Origin of the sequence: Aeromicrobium yanjiei, assembly GCF_009649075.1 — a bacterium.
In the GTDB taxonomy this organism is placed as follows: Bacteria; Actinomycetota; Actinomycetes; order Propionibacteriales; family Nocardioidaceae; genus Aeromicrobium; species Aeromicrobium yanjiei.
This window is the reverse complement of record NZ_CP045737.1, coordinates 3,129,218-3,146,614: the sequence shown is the minus strand read 5'-3', so window position 1 is coordinate 3,146,614 and position 17,397 is coordinate 3,129,218. Positions and strand designations below refer to the sequence as shown.

Annotated in this window: 18 protein-coding genes; 15 read left to right on the top strand and 3 right to left on the bottom strand. The window is 70.0% G+C overall.

The window, feature by feature from the left end; all coding sequences use genetic code 11:
* Positions 1-48 precede the first annotated feature (48 nt).
* Genes GEV26_RS15490 through mnhG form a run of 6 tightly spaced genes read left to right on the top strand, consistent with a single transcriptional unit; the run spans position 49 to position 6,268 of the window.
* Positions 49-2,925 (top strand): Na+/H+ antiporter subunit A, encoded by a 2,877-nt coding sequence (locus GEV26_RS15490; RefSeq protein WP_153654474.1) that lies wholly within the window; start codon positions 49-51, stop codon positions 2,923-2,925.
* Complete coding sequence (locus GEV26_RS15485) at positions 2,922-3,356, top strand: Na(+)/H(+) antiporter subunit C (RefSeq protein WP_153654473.1); 435 nt, start codon at positions 2,922-2,924, stop codon at positions 3,354-3,356. The genes GEV26_RS15490 and GEV26_RS15485 overlap by 4 nt, the downstream gene beginning before the upstream one ends.
* On the top strand, positions 3,353-5,047 hold the full coding sequence (locus GEV26_RS15480; protein ID WP_153654472.1) for a Na+/H+ antiporter subunit D: 1,695 nt from the start codon (positions 3,353-3,355) through the stop codon (positions 5,045-5,047). Before GEV26_RS15485 ends, GEV26_RS15480 begins: the two co-directional genes overlap by 4 nt.
* Positions 5,044-5,631: a Na+/H+ antiporter subunit E gene (locus GEV26_RS15475; protein WP_153654471.1), complete on the top strand. Its 588-nt coding sequence runs from the start codon at positions 5,044-5,046 to the stop codon at positions 5,629-5,631. The genes GEV26_RS15480 and GEV26_RS15475 overlap by 4 nt, the downstream gene beginning before the upstream one ends.
* Positions 5,628-5,906: an MrpF/PhaF family protein gene (locus GEV26_RS15470; RefSeq protein ID WP_153654470.1), complete on the top strand. Its 279-nt coding sequence runs from the start codon at positions 5,628-5,630 to the stop codon at positions 5,904-5,906. Before GEV26_RS15475 ends, GEV26_RS15470 begins: the two co-directional genes overlap by 4 nt.
* The gene (mnhG, locus tag GEV26_RS15465; RefSeq protein WP_153654469.1) at positions 5,903-6,268 is read left to right on the top strand and encodes a monovalent cation/H(+) antiporter subunit G; all 366 of its coding nucleotides are present in this window, start codon (positions 5,903-5,905) and stop codon (positions 6,266-6,268) included. The genes GEV26_RS15470 and mnhG overlap by 4 nt, the downstream gene beginning before the upstream one ends.
* Positions 6,269-6,274: 6 nt before the next feature.
* On the opposite strand, the gene GEV26_RS15460 is transcribed toward mnhG, so the two are convergent.
* A complete protein-coding gene (locus GEV26_RS15460; protein ID WP_153654468.1) occupies positions 6,275-7,606 on the bottom strand; it encodes an alpha-hydroxy-acid oxidizing protein in 1,332 nt (443 codons plus the stop codon).
* Between the two features lie 126 nt (positions 7,607-7,732).
* On the opposite strand from GEV26_RS15460, the gene GEV26_RS15455 reads away from it, so the two are divergent.
* From GEV26_RS15455 to GEV26_RS15435, 5 genes are all read left to right on the top strand, one after another.
* Positions 7,733-8,248, top strand: coding sequence for a hypothetical protein (locus GEV26_RS15455; protein ID WP_153654467.1), 516 nt, complete (start codon positions 7,733-7,735; stop codon positions 8,246-8,248).
* 77 nt (positions 8,249-8,325) lie between these two features.
* Complete coding sequence (gene trhA, locus GEV26_RS15450; protein ID WP_194839889.1) at positions 8,326-9,021, top strand: PAQR family membrane homeostasis protein TrhA; 696 nt, start codon at positions 8,326-8,328, stop codon at positions 9,019-9,021.
* A gap of 97 nt (positions 9,022-9,118) precedes the next feature.
* Entirely contained in the window at positions 9,119-10,252 is a 1,134-nt protein-coding gene (locus GEV26_RS15445) for a zinc-dependent alcohol dehydrogenase (protein WP_153933946.1), read from the top strand.
* 11 nt (positions 10,253-10,263) lie between these two features.
* Positions 10,264-10,851, top strand: a complete 588-nt coding sequence (locus GEV26_RS15440) for a hypothetical protein (RefSeq protein ID WP_153654465.1) — start codon at positions 10,264-10,266, stop codon at positions 10,849-10,851.
* Complete coding sequence (locus GEV26_RS15435) at positions 10,848-11,591, top strand: MBL fold metallo-hydrolase (RefSeq protein ID WP_153654464.1); 744 nt, start codon at positions 10,848-10,850, stop codon at positions 11,589-11,591. Before GEV26_RS15440 ends, GEV26_RS15435 begins: the two co-directional genes overlap by 4 nt.
* A 3-nt stretch (positions 11,592-11,594) precedes the next feature.
* On the opposite strand, the gene GEV26_RS15430 is transcribed toward GEV26_RS15435, so the two are convergent.
* Together GEV26_RS15430 and GEV26_RS15425 are read right to left on the bottom strand one after the other, a co-directional pair.
* Positions 11,595-12,395, bottom strand: a complete 801-nt coding sequence (locus GEV26_RS15430; protein WP_208430980.1) for an IclR family transcriptional regulator domain-containing protein — start codon at positions 12,393-12,395, stop codon at positions 11,595-11,597.
* 39 nt (positions 12,396-12,434) lie between these two features.
* A complete protein-coding gene (locus GEV26_RS15425) occupies positions 12,435-13,916 on the bottom strand; it encodes an amidohydrolase family protein (RefSeq protein ID WP_153654462.1) in 1,482 nt (493 codons plus the stop codon).
* 170 nt (positions 13,917-14,086) lie between these two features.
* On the opposite strand from GEV26_RS15425, the gene GEV26_RS15420 reads away from it, so the two are divergent.
* The 4 genes from GEV26_RS15420 to GEV26_RS15405 are packed head-to-tail and all read left to right on the top strand — an operon-like array spanning position 14,087 to position 17,394.
* A complete protein-coding gene (locus GEV26_RS15420; protein ID WP_153654461.1) occupies positions 14,087-15,238 on the top strand; it encodes a CaiB/BaiF CoA transferase family protein in 1,152 nt (383 codons plus the stop codon).
* Positions 15,235-16,050, top strand: coding sequence for a citryl-CoA lyase (locus GEV26_RS15415; protein ID WP_153654460.1), 816 nt, complete (start codon positions 15,235-15,237; stop codon positions 16,048-16,050). The genes GEV26_RS15420 and GEV26_RS15415 overlap by 4 nt, the downstream gene beginning before the upstream one ends.
* Positions 16,037-16,894 carry a dioxygenase family protein gene (locus tag GEV26_RS15410; protein ID WP_153654459.1) on the top strand — a complete coding sequence of 286 codons (858 nt, stop codon included), beginning with the start codon at positions 16,037-16,039 and terminating at the stop codon, positions 16,892-16,894. The genes GEV26_RS15415 and GEV26_RS15410 overlap by 14 nt, the downstream gene beginning before the upstream one ends.
* Positions 16,891-17,394, top strand: coding sequence for a DoxX family protein (locus GEV26_RS15405; protein WP_153654458.1), 504 nt, complete (start codon positions 16,891-16,893; stop codon positions 17,392-17,394). The genes GEV26_RS15410 and GEV26_RS15405 overlap by 4 nt, the downstream gene beginning before the upstream one ends.
* Positions 17,395-17,397 lie beyond the last annotated feature (3 nt).

The following is a 17,397-nucleotide window of genomic DNA, read 5'->3' as shown; positions in this document are numbered from 1 at the left end:
GCGAACCACTAGACTGGACACCCCCGGCCCAACCTGGAGGAGCATTCGTTGATCCCGCTGATCGCCGCACATTTCCTGGCTGCAGCGATCGCTCCGTGGCTCATCTCCGTGCTTCGCAGCCGAGCGTTCCTCGTTCTCGCTGTGGTCCCACTGGTCAGCTTCGGCTGGGCGCTCAGCCAGACCGGCAGCGTCCGGGACGGCGAGGGCCCCACCACCGTGCTCAGCTGGGTGCCCAGCCTCGGCGTCGAGCTGGCGTTCCACATGGGAGCGTTGCAATGGCTCATGACGCTGATCGTGACGGGCATCGGGGCCTTGGTGCTCGGCTACTGCGCCTGGTACTTCTCCGACGACGACCCCGCACTGCCGTCCTTTGCGGGCACCTTCGTGGCGTTCGCGGGCTCGATGCTGGGACTCGTCCTGTGTGACGACCTGCTGGTCCTGTACGTGTTCTGGGAGCTGACCACTGTCTTCTCCTACCTGTTGATCGGCAGCGACCCGGCCAAGCGGGCCAGCCGCCAGGCCGCGATGCAGGCGCTCATCGTCACCACGCTGGGCGGCCTGGCGATGCTCGTGGGCATGCTCGTGCTCGGCCAGGACGCCGGGACGCATCGCATCAGCGAGATCCTCGCGGACCCGCCCACCGGAACGGCCGCTGCGGTCGCGGTCGCCCTGCTCCTGGTCGGTGCCCTCAGCAAGTCGGCCCTGGTCCCGTTCCATTTCTGGTTGCCGGGCGCGATGGCCGCCCCGACCCCCGTCAGCGCCTATCTGCACGCCGCGTCCATGGTGAAGGCCGGCGTCTACCTCGTCGCACTGCTCTCGCCGGCGTTCGCCGGCATCGCGGGGTGGCACGAGATGGTGCTCGTGCTCGGCATCGGCACGATGCTGCTGGGCGGATGGCGCGCCCTGCGCCAGTACGACATCAAGCTCCTCCTCGCCTACGGCACGGTGAGCCAGCTCGGCTTCCTGATCGTGGTGTTCGGCGTGGGCACGAGGGCAGCGGCGCTCGCCGGCGTGGCGATGCTGCTCGCCCACGCGTTGTTCAAGGCGACCCTGTTCCTCGTGGTCGGCATCATCGACCACCAGGCCGGGACGCGTGACCTGCGCCTGCTGTCGGGCGTCGGGAAGTCCGCGCCCGTCCTGTTCGTGACCGCCCTGGTCGCGGGGGCGTCGATGGCCGGGCTGCCGCCCCTGCTCGGCTTCGTCGCCAAGGAGAGCGTCTTCGGCTCCCTGCTGGACGCCTCCCACGACCGGGCCGATCTCTCCCCGCTCGCGGCCGTCCTCGTCCTGATCGGCGTGATCCTTGGCACCGTGCTCACCGTGGCCTACACGGTGCGGTTCCTCTGGGGTGCGTTCGCCCACAAGGCCGACGCGCCCGAGACGCTGTTCGCGCCGACGCCGCGCGGCTTCCTCTTCGCCCCCGTGGTCCTGGCCGCGCTCACGATCGCCTTGGGCTTCGCGGGGCCGGCGCTGACTCACGCGTTCGAGCCGTACACGCACCAGTTCCCAGAAGGCTCGCACGACACCGAGCTCGCCCTCTGGCACGGCTTCGAGCTGCCGCTGGCGTTCTCGGTCGTCGCGGTCGTCCTCGGTGTCGCGATCTTCTGGCGCCGGGCCGATTTCGGCCGGCTGCAGACCGCCGTGTCGCCGCGTTGGACCGCCGACGACGGCTACCGGATCGTGATGCGCACGGTCGACCGTCTCGCGGTGGAGACCACCGGCCTGACCCAGCGAGGCTCCGTCGCGGCGTACCTCGCGATCATCCTCCTGGTGGTGCTGCTTCTCCCTGGCACCGCTGTGCTCATGGCCCTCGACGAGCCCATCGAGGTGGTGCGCTGGGACACCCCCGCGCAGGCGGTCGTGGGCGTCATCATCGTGCTGGCGGCGTTGTTCGCGGCACGGTCGCGCCGACGGTTGCGGGCGGTCATCCTCGTGGGCGTCACCGGCTACGGCACGGCGATGCTGTTCGTCCTGCACGGCGCGCCGGACCTCGCCCTCACCCAGGTCCTCGTGGAGACGACCAGCCTGGTCATCTTCGTGCTGGTGCTGCGGCGGCTGCCGTCGCACTTCACCGATCGCCCCCTGTCGCCGCGTCGCTACCTGCGCATGGCGCTGGGTGCGGCCGTCGGCGCCACGGTCGCCCTGGTCATGCTCGTCACGACCGGCTCCCGCACCGCGGACCCGATCTCGAAGCGCTATCCGGACGAGGTCGTCGAGTTCGGTGGCGGCCACAACATCGTCAACGTGATCCTCGTCGACATCAGGGCGTGGGACACGCTCGGGGAGATCTCCGTGCTGGTCGCGGCGGCCACCGGTGTGGCGAGCCTGATCTTCCTCGACACGCGGATGTCCGGCATCCGCCGCGTGTACGACATCCCGTACCCCGCGTCCGTCGACAAGATCCCGACCGCTCCGGGGCGGCGCGTGTGGCTGCCGGGGCCGAGGACGTTGCCGCCGGACCGTCGCTCGATCATCTTCGAGGTCGTGGCCCGGTTGCTGTTCCCCGTGCTCATCGTCTTCGGGATCTATCTGCTCCTCGCGGGTCACAACCTGCCCGGTGGCGGATTCGCGGCCGGCATGGTGACCGGTCTGGCGCTGATGGTCCGCTATCTCGCGGGCGGGCGGTACGAGCTGGACGAGGCCGCACCGATCGACGCCGGCGTCCTGATGGGCACGGGCCTGTTCATCGCGGCCGCCTCGGGCCTCGCGCCGCTCGCCTTCGGGGGTGCCGTGCTGCAGAGCGCGTTGATCGACCTCGAGGTGCCGGTCCTGGGTGAGCTGCACCTCGTCACGTCGACCTTCTTCGACATCGGGGTCTACCTGGTGGTGGTGGGTCTGGTGCTCGACCTGCTGCGTGCCCTCGGCGCCCGGATCGACCGTCAGATCCTGCGCGAGGAACGCGCCGCCGAGCAGGAGGTCCGCCTGTGAGCACCAACGTGAGCTTGATCCTGACGGCGTCCGCGCTCATCGGGTGTGGCGTCTACCTGATCCTCGAGCGGAGCCTGACCCGGGTGCTGGCGGGCCTGCTCCTCATGGGCAACGGCGTGAGCATCCTGTTCCTCATCGCCGGGGGACGCGCGGGCGACGCCCCGATCGAGGGCAAGACCGACGTGGCCGACATGGCGGACCCGCTGCCCCAGGCGTTGGTGCTGACGGCGATCGTGATCGCCCTGGCCACGACGGCGTTCCTGCTCGCGATGGCCTACCGCAGCTGGCAGCTGAATGCCAACGACGACGTCCAGGACGACGTCGAGGACGCCTCGATCCGCCGTCTCGCGGCTGCTGACGAGGCCTCGGACAGCCACGACCTGGCCACCGGCGGCCAGGACGACGACGAAGTGACGGAGGAGGGCGCATGAACTACCTGGTCCCGCTGCCCGTGATCCTGCCGCTCTTCGGAGCCGGCGCGACGCTGATGCTGTCCCGCTGGCCGAAGGCCCAGCGGTGGGTCAGCTTCGCGGTGCTCGTCGCCGTGGTCGTGATCGCCGCGGTGCTCCTGTACCGGGCCGATCAGTACGGGCCGCAGGTCACCTGGCTCGGCGCCTGGACGCCGCCCTTGGGCATCAGCCTCGTCGCCGACCGGCTCTCCGCGCTGATGCTCCTGGTCTCCGCGGTCGTCACGCTCGTGGTCCTCATCTACTCGATCGGTCAGGGCATGACCGGCGACGAGCGGGAGGCGCCGGTCTCGATCTACCACCCGACGTTCCTGGTGCTGGTGGCCGGCGTCTCCAACGCCTTCCTCGCCGGCGACCTGTTCAACCTCTTCGTCAGCTTCGAGATGCTGTTGTTCGCGAGCTACGTGCTGCTGACCTTGGGCGGCACCGAGACCCGCATCCGGGCCGGGACGATCTACGTCGTCGTGAACATGCTGTCGTCCTCGCTGTTCCTGATCTCGATCGCCGCGGTGTACGCGGCCACCGGAAGCCTCAACTTCGCCCAGCTCGCGCAACGCATCCAGGACCTGCCCGACTCGGTCAGCCTCACCCTGCAGCTGCTGCTGCTCGTGACGTTCGCGGTCAAGGCGGCAGTGTTCCCGCTCTCGTTGTGGCTCCCCGACAGCTATCCGACTGCTCCCGCGCCGGTGACGGCCGTGTTCGCAGGACTGCTCACCAAGGTCGGCGTCTACGCGATCCTGCGCGTCCAGACGCTGCTGTTCCCGGACAGCCCTCTGACGAACCTGTTGATGTGGGCAGCGCTCATCACGATGGTGATCGGCATCCTGGGCGCGATCGCGCAGTCCGACATCAAGCGCATGCTCTCGTTCACCCTCGTCAGCCACATCGGCTACATGATCTTCGGCATCGGCCTGGCCACCGAGGCGGGAGTCTCCGGAGCGGTCTTCTACGTCGCGCACCACATCACGATCCAGACCGCCCTCTTCCTGGTCGTGGGCCTCATCGAGCGTCGGGCCGGCAGCACCTCGCTGCTGCGTCTGGGCGGCCTCGCCCGGCTCTCCCCGGTGCTGGCCATCTTGTTCTTCGTGCCTGCCATGAACCTGGCCGGGATCCCGCCGTTGTCGGGCTTCCTGGGGAAGATCGGTCTGCTCCAGGCAGGGCTCGACGTGGGCACCCCGCTCGCCGTGACCCTCGTGATCGGCGGTGTCGTCACGAGCCTGTTGACGTTGTACGCAGTGGCCAAGACCTGGGCGATCGCGTTCTGGCGCACGCCCGAGCAGGCGCACGAGACCGCGCAGGCGCTCCCGAGCCCCGGGGAGGAGGCCGATGCGCTGCACCCGACCGTCACGATGGTCCGCCACCGCGGGCACGTCCACTCCGGCGGCACGGCGTACGCGACCTCGGACCTCGAGGAGGCGCGTCAGGTGCGCGACGAGGACGCGCCGGACCGTGACCTCTACCAGCTGCTGCGGGACGGCGCACTGCCCGAGCGGCTGCCCCGCTCGATGGTGCTGCCCACCGCCGCGCTGATCGGCTTCAGCGTGGTCTTCACGCTCGTCGCCGGGCCGATGTTCGGTTACACCGACCGAGCCGCGACCGACCTCATGCAGCGCACCCCCTACCTCGAGGCCGTCCTGGACGGGGGCAGCCGATGAGCCCCAAGCTGAAGACCCGTCGCAACGGGCAGGTCCGCCCTGCTCGCTACCGGTCGCTGCAGCTGCCCGTCCTGCTCTGGCTGACCCTCGTGTGGGTCGTGCTCTGGGGCCACATCTCCGTCCTGACGGTCCTCGGCGGTTTCGTCGTCGCGGTGATCGCCTGCTTCGTGTTCCCCCTGCCGCCGTTGCGGCTCGACGTGCGCGTGCGTCCGGTGGCGCTGGTGTGGCTGGTCGTCCGGTTCGCGATCGACGTCATCGTGTCGAGCGTGCAGGTGGCCTGGGTCGTGGTGCGGCCCTCCCGGCCGCCGCGCAACGCGGTCGTCGCGGTGAACCTGCGGACCCCGTCGGACTTCGTCCTCACCGTGGTGGCCGAGATGACCTGCCTGATTCCCGGCAGCATCGTGATCGAGGCCCGCCGCTCGACGCACACCTTGTTCCTGCACGTCCTCGACGTCGGGGACGAGGCCGGTGCCGACCACTTCCGCCAGCGGGTCCTCGACCAGGAGGCCCGGCTCGTCCGTGCCCTGGGCCATCACGTCGATCATCTCGACGACGCCACGCCCGTCCCGGGAGGAGCCCGATGACGATCGCCCTGTTCATCGCGGCAGCGATGCTGCTCATCGGTGCCGTGTGCGCTGTCGCCCGGATGACCATGGGGCCCACGGTGCTCGACCGCGCGGTGGCCCTGGACGTCTTCGTCGCCCTCGGCATCTGCGGCCTCGCGATCGAGGCGGCGTACGGCCGGCACACCTTCACCCTGCCGCTCCTGCTGGTGCTGACCCTCCTGGGGTTCGTGGGCTCGGTCAGCATCGCCCGGTTCACCCAAGGCAGTGACGACATCGAGGAGGACCCCTCGTGAGCTGGACCGACGTCGCGGACGCCGCTGCCGCGGTGTGCTTCCTGCTGGGCGCGCTGCTGGGTCTCATCGCCGCGGTCGGCGTCCTGAAGCTGCCCGATCTGCTCAGCCGCATGCACGCCGCGACCAAGCCGCAGGTGCTCGGCCTGCTCCTCATGCTGCTCGGCCTGGGGCTGCGGCTGCGGGACCCCGGCACGATCGGCCTGCTCGTGCTGATCGGGCTGTTCCAGATGCTCACGACACCCGTCGCCAACCACATGGTCGCCCGCGCGTCCTACCGTGCCGGCCAGCTGCGGGTGGACGACCTCGTCGTCAACGACCTCGCGAACGACGACTACGAGGGGCCCTCCCGCGGCGAGCCGTGACCGGGCTCAGCGCGACGGGTTGGCCACGACCAGGTCCGGGGAGATGTCCCGGGCCTGGGTCGCACCGGTGAGGGCCATCGTCAGGTCGAGCTCGGCGAGGACGTTGGAGATCACGGCCTCGGCTCCGGCCTGACCGGCCAGGGCGACGCCGTACATGTACGGCCGACCGAGCAGGCACGCGTCCGCCCCATGGGCCAGCGCCATGAAGACGTCAGCCCCGGTGCGGATGCCGCTGTCGAACAGGACCGTCGGCTCGGGGCCGATCGCCTCGCGCACCGCGATGAGCGCGTCGAGCGAGGCGATCGAGCTGTCCACCTGACGTCCGCCGTGGTTGGAGACCACGATCGCGTCGACGCCCAGGTCGAACGCCCGACGGGCGTCGTCGGGATGCAGGATCCCCTTGAGCACGACGGGCAGCCGGGTGCGCTCCCGCAGGGTCTCGAGGTGGCTCCAGCTCAGTCCGGGATTGGAGTAGATGTCCAGGAACGCCTCGACGGACGCCCGCGGCTCGGGCGAGCGCAGGTTGGACCAGAAGGTCCCGGGGTGCTGCCGGGTCATCGAGATGAGCGACTTGACGGCCCCGAGCGTGATCGTCGTGTCGGGCTTGGTCCCCGAGCTCTTGGCGGCCGCGATGCGCTCGCGGACGATCTGCAGGAACCGCGGGTCGGACGTGTACTGGCCGATGCCCTTGCCCTGCGCGAACGGCAAGGACCCCAGGTTGAGGTCCTGCGGCCGCCAGCCCAGCAGCGTCGTGTCCAACGTGACGACCAGTGCCTCCGCCCCGTTGGCCTCCGCGCGGGTGATGAGGCTGTCGACCAGGCCCTCGTCGGTGCTCCAGTAGAGCTGCATCCAGTGCCGCCCGCCGCCCATCGCCGCGGCGGTCTCCTCCATCGGGGTGCCGCCCTGGTTGGTGAAGACGTACGGCACGCCGGTGGCGGCAGCCGCCCTCGCGACGTGCAGGTCGCAGTCGGGATCGATGAGCTGACCGGCCCCGACCGGGGCCAGCAGCAGCGGCGTCGGCAGTCGGGTGCCGAACAGGTCGACGGACAGGTCCCGGGTCGCCTGCCCGTGGGCCATCCGCGGCACCACGGCCCAGCGGTCGAACGCCGCCCGGTTGTTGCGCATCGTGCGGCCCTCGCCGGCGCCGCCCGCGACGTACGCCCACGCCTTGGCCGAGGACGCCTTCGCGGCCCGCCGCTCCAGCTCGGCGAAGTCCGTCGGCACCGCAGGCCGGCGGCCCAGCACGCCCTCGCGGTAGATCGCGCTCTGACGGGAGCGACCGACCCCTTCTGCGGGCGGGGCGCCGGTCGTGGAGCGGGCTTCGTGCAGCTGCGACATGAGGCATCCTTCGAGACAGCGGGCAAGGCGGTGGGACGACTGTACGCATCGGGGGGTGTGACCCAGTTCTCAGCCCAACCTGAGAGCCAGATGAATAGAGCTCGTCCCAGCAGGTATCTCCTACTCATGAGTAGTCACGGCAACACATCAAACGCCAACCGGGCCCACACCTACGATCCGCACCGCGCGGACCCCAAGGGTGCGTACATCGCGACCGCGGGTGTCGTCATCTTCGTCATCGCGACGTTCCTCGCCTGGATCAACACCGATGACAAGAGCTTCAGCGGCTACGAGGCCGACACCGTCATCCCGTTCACGGCCTACCTGGGCATCGGCTTCGCCGCAGCCCTGCTGTACGCCGCGAAGCGTGCGACCCGTCGCCAGCACCGCGGACTGTCCCTGTCCTCGATGGCTGCGGGCATCGCCGCCACCGGTCTGTCCCTGTCCTACCTGCTCGAGGTTCCCGGCGGCGCTGAGCGCAAGGCCGGCTTCGACACCGAGATCGGCGTGTACGTCGGTCTGATCGGCGCCCTCGTCTGGGCCGTCGGCTCGTTCCTGCTCGCGATGGAGCCCGAGGGCGACATCGAGCACCGTCAGGACGGCGACCACCGCACGAACGACGGAACGCACTCCGGCAACTGAGCCACATCCCTAGTGCGGGCCGGCGTCTCTCCTGGAGACGCCGGCCCGCCTCGTCCATCCATCCGAAGGAAGCCGCGATGTCCCACACGCGTCATGTCCCCAGCACCATGCACGACCAGCTGGTCGACACCGTCGCCGAGATCAAGCCGCGCCTGCGCGGATGGCTCCACGCGGCGACGGCACCTCTTGCCTTCATCGCCCTCCTCGGCATGCTGGTCGTGGCCGACAGCACCCGCGACCGTCTCGGCGTCGCGGTGTACATGGTGAGCGCGCTGCTGCTGTTCACCTGCAGCGCGGTCTACCACACCGGGACGTGGTCGCCGCGCCACATGCGCCTGCTCAAGCGCATCGACCACGCCAACATCTTCGTCCTCATCGCGGGGTCCAGCACGCCGTTCGCGCTCATGCTGCTCTCGGAGCAGCGTGCCGCGATCCTCCTGGCCACGATGTGGGGTGGCGCAGCGCTCGGCATCGCGTTCAAGATCTTCTGGGTCGACGCTCCGCGCTGGTCCAACGCCCCGCTCTACCTGCTCCTCGGCTGGGCGCCGGTCATCTTCGCAGGCGACTTCGTCGACGCCGCATCGCCGACGGTGCTCTTCCTCCTGACCGCAGGCGGTCTGCTCTACACCGCAGGTGCGGTCGTGTACGGCACGAAGCGGCCGGACCCCTCGCCCGCGTTCTTCGGCTACCACGAGGTCTTCCACAGCCTGACGGTCGCGGCATTCGCGGCGCACTGCCTCGGCGTCGGCGTGCTGCTGCACACGCAGAGCTGATCCCTGCGACGAGGTGTTCACGCACCCGACTTCGGGGTATTGGCACCGCAACGTCCAAGGCCCCGGGACCCGGGAGAAGGAGCGACTCGTGAAGGCAATGGTCTACCGGGGGCCCTACAAGGTCCGCGTCGAGGAGAAGCAGGACCCGAGGATCGAGCACCCCAACGACGCGATCGTCCGCGTGACGATGGCGTCGATCTGCGGATCCGACCTGCACCTCTATCACGGGATGATGCCCGACACGCGGGTCGGCCACACGTTCGGCCACGAGTTCATCGGCATCGTGGAGGAGGTCGGCCCGTCGGTCGAGAACCTGTCCCCGGGTGACCGGGTGATGGTGCCGTTCAACGTCTACTGCGGGTCCTGCTACTTCTGCGCGCGCGGCCTCTACTCCAACTGCCACAACGTCAATCCCAACGCGACCGCGGTGGGCGGCATCTACGGCTACTCGCACACGTGCGGCGGCTACGACGGCGGCCAGGCCGAGCTGGTGCGCGTGCCGTTCGCCGACGTCGGCCCCTCCCGCATCCCGGACTGGATGGACGACGAGGACGCGCTGCTGTGCACCGACGCGCTCGCGACCGGATACTTCGGCGCCCAGCTCGGTGACATCGTCGAGGGCGACACCGTGGTGGTGTTCGGTGCCGGACCGGTCGGCCTGTTCGCGGCCAAGTCCGCGTGGTTCATGGGGGCGGGACGGGTCATCGTGATCGACCACCTGGACTACCGGCTCGAGAAGGCCCGCGAGTTCGCCCACGCCGAGACGTTCAACTTCGCCGAGCACCAGGACATCGTGGTGGAGATGAAGAAGACGACCGGCCATCTCGGCGCGGACGTCGTGATCGACGCGGTCGGCGCGGAGGCCGACGGCAACCTGCTCCAGCACGTGACGTCCGCCAAGCTCAAGCTGCAGGGCGGATCGCCCATCGCCCTCAACTGGGCGATCGACTCGGTGCGCAAGGGCGGCACGGTCTCGGTCATGGGGGCGTACGGTCCGATGTTCAGCGCCGTGAAGTTCGGTGACGCGCTCAACAAGGGCCTGACGCTCAACATGAACCAGTGCCCCGCGAAGCGGCAGTGGCCCCGCCTGTTCGAGCACATCCGCAACGGGCACCTGAAGCCGAGCGACATCATCACCCACCACATCCCGCTCGAGCACATCGCCGAGGGCTATCACATCTTCTCGGCCAAGCTCGACAACGTCATCAAGCCCGTCATCGTCCCGAGCTGAGAGGTGCCGTCATGACCTACACCGCACAGAAGCCGCCGCTCGCCCGGACCAGCGACGAGCTGCGCGCCCAGATCCCCGGGTGGGGCGTCGACCTGGATCCCGCCGACCGTCCGGCCTTTCCGCAGGAGCGGCGCGATCTCGACTCCGGTGCCCACTGGGAGTTCCCCGAGCGCCAGGAGTCGCACGGCTTCCGCGAGCGGTCGATCGAGCACGGCATGCTCCCGCCGGTGTTCGGCACCTCGGCCCCGCTGCGCGGGCTGTCCGGAGTCATCCGCCGCTACTCGTACGCCCGGTTCAGCGAGGCGCGCGCGGCGCACTGGCTCCTGCTGCTGGGCGCGGACCGGGTGGACGCGGTGGAGAGCCACCTGCGCTCGCTGCTGACCACCCGCCCCGACAACCCGCTGACCGAGACCGGGATCCGTTCCGAGCTCACCCACCACGGCCTCGCCTCACGTCGCGCGGGCCATCGGGTCGACACGCGACACCAGTGGATCGACCCGATCCTCGTGGCCGGGCCCTGGGTCGTCACCGGGACGGTAGCCGTGCGGGCGCTGCGCCGCCTGGCCCGGGGGAGAAGGCGTCCGGACGGCTCCGCATGATCACGATGGACGTCGTGCCCGGCGTGCACCTGGTCGCGGTCGCGAGCACCAACCTGTACGTCCTGGAGGACGGTGGTGCGGTGACGATCGTGGACGCCGGCCTGCCGAGGATGTGGGACGAGACGACGCAGGTCCTGGACCGGATCGGCCGTGGCTGGGACGATGTCGCCGGATTCGTGCTGACCCACGGACACTTCGACCACGTCGGGATCCTGGCGCGCGCGGTCGCGGAGCACGGCGTTCCGGTGTGGGTGCACCCCGGTGACCAGCGGATCGTGCGTCACCCGTACCGCTACCGCCCGGGGCGTCCCCGGCTGGCCTATCCCTTCCTCCACCCCCGCTCGGTGCCGCACCTGTCGAGCATGGCCGCGGCCGGCGCGCTGCGGGTGCGTGGCGTCGAGCCCAGCCACGCGCTCGTGGACGGCCAGACGCTGGACCTGCCCGGTCGGCCGACCGTGATCCACACGCCCGGGCACACCGACGGGCACTGTGCACTGCACGTGCCGTCGCACGACGTGATCTTCACGGGGGACGCCTTGGTGACGCTCGATCCCTACTCGGGACGCACCGGACCGCGGGTCGTGGGTCGCGGCGGGACGCACGACGCCGCCACAGCGAAGGGGTCGCTCACGCGCATCGGTGCCTCCGGCGCCCGGGTCGTGCTCACGGGGCACGGCGTGCCGTGGACGGGCGGAGCGGCCGAGGCGTCGGCAGCGGCGCGCGCCGCCGACATCGCCTGAGGTTCAGCGCGGTGCGATGACCCGGGGGATCTGGTCGATCCGCGCGACGTCGGCGCTGATGTCTCCGGCCGTGCGGATCAACAGCGGCAGGAAGTCGTCGGTCAGGGCCTCGACCGAGACCTCTGCCGCATGGACCGTGACGTTGGCCGCTGCGATCACGGCCCCGCTCCCGTCGCGGATCGGCGCCGCGATCGAGCGGATGCCCCCGGCGAGGTGCTCGTCGGTCAGCACCCAGCCGCGGGCCCGGGTCTGGGAGAGGATCGCCTGCAGCTCGTCCTCGCCCGGCACGTACCGCGGCTCGATGCCCGAGCGACTCGGCTGGGACAACGTCGCCTCGAGCTCGGCCGGGCTGAGATCGGCCAGCATGATCCGCCCGAGGGACGTCGAGGTGGCCGGGAACCGGGTGCCGATCGAGACGGCGAGCGAGATGATCTTGGGCACGGCGACCCGCGCGACGTAGACGATGTCCGAGCCGTCGAGCTGCGCGATCGACGAGGACTGGTGGGTCTGCGTCACGAGCGACTCGAGATGGGGTCGGGCCAGGTCCCACAGCCCGTGGGCCTGGATGTACGTCAGGCCGAGGTCGAGCACCCGGGGGGTCAAGGAGAAGCCGGTCTGGGACTCCCGGACGTACCCCAGCTCGATCAGCGTGAGGAGCATCCGCCGTGCCGTCGGCCGGGAGAGCTCGGTGCGCGCCGCCACCTCCGACAGGGTGAGGGTGGGGCACTGGGGGGTGAAGGCCTTGACGACGTCGAAGCCGCGAGCGACCGACTCGATGAAGTCCGGCCCCGTGCCTCGTGTCACCACTGCCCGTCGTCCCCTCTCGACTCGTCGGTGCTGCCGTCACACCTGGTCCCCGACGCGGTCGTGCGTGGACGCGTCGCGGTGATCAGTGTAGGTGTACGGGTTGTCGAGGACCGTGGACTCCGGGATGTCGGGGTTCATGCCCTGCTGCCAGGCCTCCTCGCCCAACGTGGAGCGCAGGTACTCCACGCTCTCGTCGACTGCACGCCTCGCCTTGTCCAGGTCGACCCCCACGAGCTCGTGCTCGCTCTTGACGACCCGTCCGTTGACCAACACCGTGTGCACGTCGGCACGCTGCGCCTGGAACGCCACGTGCCCGTACGGGTTGAGGATCGGGAACATCGCGGGAGAGCGGTCGTTCTTGATCAGCACCACGTCGGCCTTCTTGCCGGGCTCCAGGCTGCCGACCGCGTGGTCGAGGCCGAGCGCCTGGCTGCCGCCGCGGGTCGCCCATCGCACGACCTGCTCGGCACGCAGGTGGCTGTGGGTCACGGTCTCCTCCTGGGCATGTGCCTCGAGGTGCATGCGTGACCGGTCGGCGCCAAGCGTCGAGCGCATCGCGCTGAAGAGATCGGCGCTCCACCACACGCTGGTGTCCATCGACAGCGACACCGGGATGTCGTGCGAGCGCAGCACCCAGGTGGGGGGATATCCCTGCCCGGCGCTCTGCTCGCTCTCGGTCGCGACGGACACCGAGCCGCCCGTCGCCGCGATCCGCTGGTAGGAGTCGTGCTCCAGCGAGGCCGAGTGGACGTAGACGGTCTCGGGCGTCATGAACCCGTGGTCGTGCATCAGCTGGATGCCGTCGTCGTTGGTCGCCCCCCACACCCCCGCGTGCGTCGTGACCGGGGCGCCCATCTCGCGGGCCACTTCAAAGGCTGCCTTCTCGGGAAAGGTCGGGTCGCCGGTGACGTCGAAGGCGATCTGGAAGCCCAGCATGTCGCCCTTGCCGTCCAGCCGGCGTGCGTGCAGGTCCCTGAACTCGGGGCTGGTGGACCACTCCCAGGGCCCGGCGTGGAGATTGCCGTAGCCGAACACGAATCGACCGGGAGTGTCCTCCAGGGCATCGATCGCGGCGTCCGCGTGCTGGGGGGTGATCATGCCGTGGGCCCAGTCGGCGGTGGTGGTGACTCCGGCGTCGAGGGCCTCGAGGGCGCCGAGGAGGTTGCCGGCGTAGACGTCCTCGGGGCGGAAGATCTTGCCGTGCTCGAGGTAGTACCAGACGAAGTACTGCGTCAGGGTCCAGTCCGCGCCGTAGCCGCGCATCGCGGTCTGCCACATGTGGCGGTGCGTGTCGATCATGCCGGGCATGAGGATGCCGCCGCGCGCATCGATCTCGATCGTGCCGTCGGGCACCGCGAGCTGGGGGCCGACGGCCTCGATGCGCTCGCCGACCACCAGCAGGTCGGCATCGTTCAGGATCGTCCCGCCGTCGTCGAGCGTGAGGATCGTGGCACCGCGAAAGACGAGGGCGCGGTCGCCGACCGAGTCGGGTGTGATCGGCGCGGTGGAGGGGGTCATGGCAGCCTCTCGAGCGGCAGCGGACGTCTGTCCGCTGCGGGAATGATCCGTCCATATTTCCTGTGGCCTGTATCACATGTCAAGGGGTGAGGCGCGAGAAATCCGTCTTGACAAGGGACGGGTTGTCGCGCACATTGAACGGACACTCGTCCGTAATCGAAGGGAACCCTATGGCAGCCAGCCCGTCCGGAGGGCCCTTGAGCGGCCTCGTCGTGGCCGACTTCTCCCGCATCCTCGCCGGTCCCTACGCCACGATGCTGCTGGCCGATCTCGGCGCGGACGTCATCAAGATCGAGGGCCCGCAGGGCGACGACACCCGCACCTGGATGCCGCCGACCCGGGGGGACGAGTCCACCTACTACCTGAGCATCAACCGCAACAAGCGCTCGATCGCACTCGACCTGCGCCAGGAGGAGGACCTCCACGTCGCGCGGGAGATCGCCGCACGGGCGGACATCATGGTCGAGAACTTCAAACCGGGCGGTCTCGCACGCTTCGGTCTGGACTACGAGACGGTCGCGGCCGGCAACCCCGAGCTGGTCTACGCCTCGATCAGCGGGTTCGGTGCGGGCGACGGCGCGCACATCCCGGGCTACGACCTGATGGTGCAGGCGATCTCGGGGCTCATGAGCCTCACCGGCTCGCCCGACGGGCCCCCGTACAGAGCGGGCATCTCGGTGTTCGACGTGATGACCGGGATGCACGCGTTGATAGGTGTCCTGTCCGCCCTGCACGCGCGACAGTCCACCGGGCACGGGCAGCACATCGAGGTCAACCTGCTCTCGTCGGCGATGAGCGGGCTGGTCAACCAGACCGGCGCGTACGCCGCGGGGGACACCGTGCCGCACCGCATGGGCAACGCCCACCCGAGCCTGTTCCCGTACGAGCCGCTGCCGGCGTCCGACGGCGACATCGTGATCATCGCGGGCAACGACGGACAGTTCGTCAAGCTGTGCGCGGCCCTCGGGGCGCCCGAGCTCGCGGACGACCCGCGGTTCGCGACCAACCAGGACCGGACCGCCAACCGGGACGAGCTCCGGCCGCTGCTGGAGGCCCGGCTCGGGGAGCGGACCAAGGCTGAGTGGTTCGAGGCGCTCGTGCAGGCAGGAGTCGCGGCCGGACCGATCAACACGATCGCCGAGGGTGTCGAGTTCGCCCGGTCGCTGGGGCTCGATCCGGTGGTCGAGGTGGGCGAGGGCGCCGTGCCCAGCATCCGCAACCCGATCACGTTCTCCCGCGACGCAGCGCGCTACGACCTGGCGCCGCCCGACCTTGACCAGCACGGCGACGACATCCGCGCCTGGGCGAGGGGACCCCGATGACCGACTCCGTGCCGTCCTTCCCCACCTCGCTGGGCATGTCGACCACGTCCACGATCTCGCTGCTGGGACACGATCTCGGCACCGAGCTGATGGGACAGGTCGGGTTCAGCGAGATGGCGTTCTGGCTCGTGACCCAGCAGCGCCCCACGCCGGGCCAGGTCCGCGTGTTCGACGCCTGCCTGCTCGCCCTCGCCGACCACGGCTTCACCCCGACGGCGATCGCGGCCCGCATGACGTACCTGAGCGCTCCGGACTCCCTGCAGGGCGCTCTCGCAGCGGGCCTGCTGGGCGGGGGATCGCGCTTCCTCGGCGTCACCGAAGACTGCGGCCAGTTCCTCGACCGCGAGATCCACGCTCTCGAGACGCAACCGGGCACCGACGAGGAGTGGGACGCCGTGGCGCGGGACGTCGTCACCCGCGAGCGCGCCCGCAAGGCCATCATCCCCGGCCTGGGGCACCCGGTGCACAAGGACGAGGACCCGCGGACCCCTGCGCTGGTGCGGATCGCCCAGGAGGAGGGGACCTACGGTCCTCACCTGCGGCTGTTCCTCGCGATCGGTCGGGTGCACCCCGAGATCCTCGGCCGGCGCCTCGTGCTGAACGGCGCGGGTGTCGTGGGGGCGGCGCTGGCGGACCTCGACCTGCCGGTCGAGCTGCTGCGGGGCTTCGCCCTGCTGGCGCGCACGGCCGGCCTGCTGGGCCAGATCGCAGAGGAGCGCCGGCGGCCCATGGCGATGGATGCCTACCTGCTGATCGAGAACAACGCCGTCTTTGTCGAACCCGAGAACGGAGAATCCGATGTTCGCGACTGAGGACAACATCACCGAGCTGGCCACGCAGCGCTGGGGCACGGCCGAGTCCCCGCGGTTGGCCGAGCTGATGGCGGGACTGGTCCAGCACCTGCACGACTTCGCGCGCGAGGTCCGGCTCACCGAGGACGAGTGGATGGCCGCGATGCAGTGGCTGACCCGGGCGGGCCAGATCAGCGACGAGAAGCGCGAGGAGCTCATCCTGGCCTCCGACGTCCTGGGTCTCAGCATGCTCGTGGTGCAGATGAACCACCGCTTCGACGATGCGGCGACCCCCGCCACGGTGCTCGGGCCGTTCCACATCGACGGCTCGCCGACGCTCCCGTACGGCCACGACATGTCGGACGGGATCGAGGGGGTGCCGTTCTTCGTGACCGGCACGGTCAGGTCCGTCGACGGCTCACCGATCGCCGGTGCCGTGCTCGACGTGTGGCAGGCGGACGCCGACGGCCTGTACGAGTCGCAGATCGCCGATCTCGACGAGGCCCGCCTGAGGGCCAAGTTCGCGACCCGTGACGACGGGACCTACTGCGTGCGGAGCATCGTCCCGCTCGGCTACTCGATCCCGATGGACGGCCCGGTCGGCGACCTGATCTCACGGACCCAGATCGCGCACTACCGGCCCGCGCACATCCACTTCCTGCTCGAGGAGGACGGCTACGAGCGGCTCGTCACGCACATCTTCGAGGAGGGCACCCGCTACATCGACTCCGACGTCGTGTTCGGCACGAAGGAGGCGCTGATCACCCCGTTCACGACGCACACGGGCGGCACGGCCCCCGACGGCACCTCCTTCGACCGTCCGTTCGTCACGGCGGAGTTCGACTTCGTGCTGCAACGGTCATGACCGAGACGCTCGACCTCGGACTGCTCGTCCTGAGGCTGCTGATCGCGCTGCTGCTCCTCGGGCACGCCGCCCAGAAGCTGCTGGGATGGTTCCGCGGGATGGGCGTGGCCGGGACCGGCGCGCTGTTCGAGACGCTCGGCTTCCGCCCGGGACGTCCGATGGTGCTGATGGCCGGCGTGTCCGAGACCGTGGCCGCCACCCTTCTCGCGCTCGGGCTGCTCACCCCGCTGGGCGGGGCGGTGGCGATCGGCACCATGATCGTCGCGGCGGCCGCGAACTTCTCGAAGGGCCTGTGGGCGCACCTCGGCGGCTACGAGGTCGCGCTCGTGTACGCGTGCGTCGCGGCGGTCCTGGTGCTGACCGGACCCGGCGACCTCTCGCTGGACCACGCGCTCGGATGGACGTACGACCGGTGGGTCCCGTGGGCTGCGATCGCGGTCGGGGTGCTCGCGGCGGTCCCGGTGCTGGTCCGCAGGTCGGCGGGCATGCGGGCCGGGTGACCC

Bases quoted from the DNA above. Each gene is read 5' to 3' on its own strand.
- GEV26_RS15425 (WP_153654462.1), bottom strand. From the start codon at position 13,916: ATGACCCCCTCCACCGCGCCGATCACACCCGACTCGGTCGGCGACCGC.
- GEV26_RS15455 (WP_153654467.1), top strand. From the start codon at position 7,733: ATGAGTAGTCACGGCAACACATCAAACGCCAACCGGGCCCACACCTAC.
- GEV26_RS15410 (WP_153654459.1), top strand. From the start codon at position 16,037: ATGTTCGCGACTGAGGACAACATCACCGAGCTGGCCACGCAGCGCTGG.
- GEV26_RS15440 (WP_153654465.1), top strand. From the start codon at position 10,264: ATGACCTACACCGCACAGAAGCCGCCGCTCGCCCGGACCAGCGACGAG.
- GEV26_RS15475 (WP_153654471.1), top strand. From the start codon at position 5,044: ATGAGCCCCAAGCTGAAGACCCGTCGCAACGGGCAGGTCCGCCCTGCT.
- GEV26_RS15470 (WP_153654470.1), top strand. From the start codon at position 5,628: ATGACGATCGCCCTGTTCATCGCGGCAGCGATGCTGCTCATCGGTGCC.
- GEV26_RS15435 (WP_153654464.1), top strand. From the start codon at position 10,848: ATGATCACGATGGACGTCGTGCCCGGCGTGCACCTGGTCGCGGTCGCG.
- GEV26_RS15420 (WP_153654461.1), top strand. From the start codon at position 14,087: ATGGCAGCCAGCCCGTCCGGAGGGCCCTTGAGCGGCCTCGTCGTGGCC.
- GEV26_RS15480 (WP_153654472.1), top strand. From the start codon at position 3,353: ATGAACTACCTGGTCCCGCTGCCCGTGATCCTGCCGCTCTTCGGAGCC.
- GEV26_RS15405 (WP_153654458.1), top strand. From the start codon at position 16,891: ATGACCGAGACGCTCGACCTCGGACTGCTCGTCCTGAGGCTGCTGATC.
- GEV26_RS15415 (WP_153654460.1), top strand. From the start codon at position 15,235: ATGACCGACTCCGTGCCGTCCTTCCCCACCTCGCTGGGCATGTCGACC.
- trhA (WP_194839889.1), top strand. From the start codon at position 8,326: ATGTCCCACACGCGTCATGTCCCCAGCACCATGCACGACCAGCTGGTC.
- GEV26_RS15460 (WP_153654468.1), bottom strand. From the start codon at position 7,606: ATGTCGCAGCTGCACGAAGCCCGCTCCACGACCGGCGCCCCGCCCGCA.
- GEV26_RS15445 (WP_153933946.1), top strand. From the start codon at position 9,119: ATGGTCTACCGGGGGCCCTACAAGGTCCGCGTCGAGGAGAAGCAGGAC.